The sequence below is a fragment of the Amycolatopsis sp. SID8362 genome (assembly GCF_010550475.1).
Lineage (GTDB): Bacteria > Actinomycetota > Actinomycetes > Mycobacteriales > Pseudonocardiaceae > Amycolatopsis > Amycolatopsis eburnea.
Window position 1 is genome coordinate 1 of record NZ_JAAGNB010000790.1, and the last position, 4,180, is coordinate 4,180.

At 73.3% G+C, this 4,180-nt stretch carries 6 protein-coding genes; 3 read left to right on the forward strand and 3 right to left on the reverse strand.

Annotation, left to right across the window (positions count from 1 at the left end; translation table 11 throughout):
- The coding region (locus G3I65_RS24470; protein WP_160698171.1) for a maleylpyruvate isomerase N-terminal domain-containing protein at positions 1-489 on the reverse strand (489 nt) is incomplete at its 3' end.
- Between the two features lie 204 nt (positions 490-693).
- Between G3I65_RS24470 and G3I65_RS24475 the strand changes: the two genes are divergently transcribed.
- From G3I65_RS24475 to G3I65_RS24485, 3 genes are all read left to right on the forward strand, one after another.
- Positions 694-1,413, forward strand: a complete 720-nt coding sequence (locus G3I65_RS24475) for an MgtC/SapB family protein (protein ID WP_239071419.1) — start codon at positions 694-696, stop codon at positions 1,411-1,413.
- Between the two features lie 120 nt (positions 1,414-1,533).
- A complete protein-coding gene (locus G3I65_RS24480; protein WP_160698173.1) occupies positions 1,534-2,376 on the forward strand; it encodes a DivIVA domain-containing protein in 843 nt (280 codons plus the stop codon).
- Positions 2,377-2,443: 67 nt separating this feature from the next.
- Positions 2,444-3,151, forward strand: coding sequence for a CPBP family intramembrane glutamic endopeptidase (locus G3I65_RS24485; RefSeq protein ID WP_160698174.1), 708 nt, complete (start codon positions 2,444-2,446; stop codon positions 3,149-3,151).
- Here G3I65_RS24485 and G3I65_RS24490 read toward each other — a convergent pair.
- Both G3I65_RS24490 and G3I65_RS24495 read right to left on the reverse strand, forming a co-directional pair.
- A complete protein-coding gene (locus G3I65_RS24490) occupies positions 3,148-3,429 on the reverse strand; it encodes a metal-sensitive transcriptional regulator (protein ID WP_125314973.1) in 282 nt (93 codons plus the stop codon). The genes G3I65_RS24485 and G3I65_RS24490 overlap by 4 nt on opposite strands.
- Before the next feature lie 53 nt (positions 3,430-3,482).
- Positions 3,483-4,180 (reverse strand): HAD-IC family P-type ATPase (locus G3I65_RS24495; RefSeq protein ID WP_160698175.1); only part of this gene is annotated, 698 nt, incomplete at its 5' end.

Sequence of the window (4,180 nt, forward strand, 5' to 3'; positions counted from 1 at the left end):
GGTCGAGCCGCCCGTCGTGCGGAGCCGGACCGGCGGCAGGCCGCGGCCGGCGACCGAGCCCGAAAAGCCGCGGACCAGCACTTCGAAGCTCGGCGCCCAGGCCAGGTGCTCCACCGGCGGCGGCACGCCGAGGGCCGCGCGCAGGTCCAGCTCGTGGGTGTAGGCGTCCATCACCAGCACGTCGCCGCTGCGCCCGCCCGCGTCCGCGAGGCGCCGGTCGAGGTCGTCGCCGAGCTCGTCCCAGCGGTCGAGCAGCCCGGGGACCTCGAGCGGCCCCTCGCGCGGCGGCAACGTGCCGCCGAGGCGCGCGAAGACGCCCTCGGCCTTCTCCAGGACGTGCTCGAGCAGGTCCGTGACGGTCCACTTCGGACACGCCGGGACCGGGCGCCGGTGCGTGCCGGGCCGCCCGTCGAGCAGGGCGCGAACGTGGCGCCGCACTTCCGGGTAACCCACGAAGTCCGGCGCCGGGACCGGCCGGGTCGCTGTCACGCGCTCACCTCACCCTGGCACGATCGAGGGCTGTCGGCGCCCGACCAAAAGTAGGCGGATACGGGTCCGCAGCCGATCCGCGCAAGGCGACTGTTTCCGCCGTGGCTGACGTCGGATTGCTACCCGATGACACAGTATCGCCTGGTGACGGCGCTGCGGTTCTCCTCGCGTGCCCTCACCCTGAAGAGACAGGAGGTCGTGACCTTGCCCACACTGTGGTCCACGTCGGCGCAGTGGGAGCTGCTGCCGCCGGTGCTGCTCGCGCTCGTGCTGAGCGTCGCCATCGGGCTCGAACGCGAGGCCGGCATGAAGGCCGCCGGGCTGCGGACGCACAGCCTGGTCGGCGTCGGGTCGGCCGTGTTCATGCTGGTGTCGAAGTACGGGTTCGCCGACCTGCTCGGCCTCGACCACGTCTCGCTGGACCCGTCGCGGATCGCCGCGCAGATCGTGTCCGGCATCGGCTTCATCGGCGGCGGCCTGATCTTCGTCCGCCGCGACGCGGTCCGCGGCCTGACCACGGCGGCGACGATCTGGGTCACCGCCGCGGTCGGCACGGCGTGCGGCGCCGGGCTGCCCGTGCTCGCGGCCGGCACGACGATCGCGCACTTCGTGGTGACCCGCGGCTTCCCGCCGTTGCAGCGGTTCGTCGCGCGCCACCGGCGGCAACCGCCGGTCCTGCAGCTGAGCTACCTCGACGGCCACGGCGTGCTGCGCGCCGCACTGGCCGCCTGCACCGGCCGGGGCTGGTCGGTGCAGCACGTCGACGTCGACCACGAGTCGCTTTCCGAGGAGGGGCAACGGATCGCGGTTGTCACCCTGCGCCTCGACGGCCGCGGTGATCTCTACGACCTCGCCGCCGAACTCGCCGAACTGCCCGGCGTGCGCAGCACGTCCACCGGCGCCGGGGAACCGCTCGACGAATGATCACCCGCCCGGGCAGCGCGCGGTGGCGGGTTTGCGGCACACTGGGGTGCACACCGGATTCCCCGGCACCGCAAGGAAAAGGTGCGGCCGAGGAAAAACCATCCAATTCGGAGGTGAGGCATGGCCCCGGGCGGTGGCGAGGACGTGGCCCGATTCGACCTGGCGTGGCGAGGCTTCAATCGCGCCCAGGTCAAGGAATACGCCGACTGGGCCGAGGCCGAGATCCGCAGACTCACCGCCGAACGCGACGCGGCGCGAAGCCGCGTGGCCGAGCTCGCGGAGCAGAACGGCGAGCTCCGCGTGAAGATCGACCGGATCAGCCGCACCCCGATCGCGCCGGACGCCCTGCAGGAGCGCTCCCGCCGGATGATCGAGCTGACCCGCGAAGAGGCCACCGAAATCACCACGCGCGCAACGGAAACCGCGGCGGACATCCGCCGCGAGGCGGAGGCCGAGGCCGTCCGGCTGACCGCGGAGGAGCGCCGTCTCGTGGCCGCGGCCGAGGCCGAACGCGACCGCCACCGCGCCGAGCACGAAGAGCTGATGCGGGCGGCCGAGCAGCGCCGCCGCGAGCTCGACGAGGCGGCGGCGCACCGCCGGGCCGAGCTGGAGGAAGACCACAAGCGCGCGATGACGGTCCGCCGCGCGGAGGCGATGCGCGAACTGGCCGACCAGGAAGCGGCGGCCCGCGCGAAGTCGGATCAGCTGGTGGCCGAGGCCACCCAGCGCGCGGAGGCACTGGTCGGCGCGGCCGAACGCGAGGTCACGGCGCTGAACGAGGTCCGCGACAAGCTGCACGCGAGCCTGACGGGCTGCCGCACGCTCCTGACGCAGGCGGCGGTGGCGCTGGACGACCGGCCGGCACCGTTCGACCCGGAAGCGACGTTGCCGATGCCGATGGCGAAGAGAGTGCCGGTCCAACGCCGTTCACCAGCGGACAACCTCGCCGACCCGGTCAGCTGACGTTGGCTCCGGAGGTGGTCGGTGGCCGCTCCGCCAAGCCCGACGCGACTTCGCAAGGCACCCTCCGTTGACCGACGCCGTCCCGTTCCCACCCCGCCGCGTGTTCGCCCTGGTCACGGCTATCCTCACCCTCGCCGCGGCCACCACGCTCGCCAACCGCGTCCTCCCCGGCTGGGCCTACCCCCTCTGCGGCCTCACCGCCGCCCTCATCCTCATCGCCCTCGCCCGAGCAGCCGGCTGCACCTGGACCGACCTCGGCCTGAGCACCCTCCGCCGCCCCGCGCTGGTCGGTCTCGCCGGCGCCGCGCTCATCGCCACCGTCTTCGGGATCGCCCTCGCCGTCCCCGCCCTCCGCACCGTCTACCAAGACGGCCGCGTCGGCGACCCCGACCTCGGCCAGCTGCTCTGGCTGACCTGCGGCCGCATCCTGTTCGGGACCGTCCTCATCGAAGAGGTCGCCTTCCGCGGCGTGCTCCCCGGCCTCTTCGGCGCGACCGACGACCGCTGGCGCTGGCCACCCATCCTCTGCTCGGCCGCGCTCTTCGGGCTCTGGCACGCCCTGCCCGCGCTCGCCATCGGCCGCAACGCCGCGGTCCACGCCGTGTTCGGGGCGACGCCCGTGGTGGTGCTGCAGGTGCTCGCCATGGCCGCGGCGGGGGTCGCCGGGATCTTCCTGCACTGGTGGCGGCACGCCGGCCGGGGCGTGCTCGCCTCCGTGATCGTGCACTTCACGACCAACGCCGGCGGCCTCACCCTGGCCGTACTCGTGCGTTAGGAGCGGACGAGCCGCGCGATCGCGTCCGACGCCTCGCGCACCTTCAGGTCCGCTTCTTCGCCGCCGGAAGCCGCCGCCTGGACGACGCAGGTCGCCAGGTGCTCGTCCAGCAGCTCCAGCGAGAACGACTGCAGCGCCTTCGTCGCCGCCGACACCTGGGTCAGGATGTCGATGCAGTACTTGTCCTGCTCGACCATGCGCTGCAGCCCGCGGATCTGCCCTTCGATCCGGCGCAAGCGCTTGAGATAGGCCTCTCGCTCGGTGCCGTAACCCGTCATCCCACCTGTCCCCTCGTCCACGTCCCTGACCACCGACTATACCCTCCGGGGGTTCAGCGGAAGCGGCGCAACCGGAGGCTGTTGCTCACCACGAACGCCGACGAGCACGCCATCGCCGCGCCCGCGATCATCGGGTTCAGCAGGCCGAGCGCCGCCAGCGGCAGCGCCGCCACGTTGTAGGCGAACGCCCAGAACAGGTTCCCCTTGATCGTCGCGAGCGTGCGGCGCGCCAGCCGGATCGCGTCGGCCGCGACGCGCAGGTCGCCGCGCACCAGGGTCAGGTCGCTCGCCTCGATGGCCGCGTCCGTACCGGTGCCCATCGCCAAGCCCAGGTCCGCCTGGGCGAGCGCGGCCGCGTCGTTGACGCCGTCGCCGGCCATCGCCACCACGCGCCCCTGCGCCTGCAGCCGCTTGACGACGTCGACCTTGCCCTCCGGCAGCACCTCGGCGATCACCTCGTCGATGCCCGCCTCGGCCGCGATCGCCCGGGCCACGCCCTCGTCGTCGCCGGTCAGCAGCACCGGCGTCAGGCCGAGTTCCCGCAGCTCGGCGACGGCGCGGGCGGACGTCGGCTTGATCGTGTCGGCGACGGTCAGCGTGCCGCGGACCTCGCCGTCCCAGGTCACGCCGACCGCGGCGCCTTTCGTCCGTCCGACGCTGACCGTGCGTCCCTCGACCACGCCGGTCACGCCGACGCCGGGCGTGCTGCGGAACTCCGTGACGGCGGGCAACGCGCCGAACCGCTCGCGGG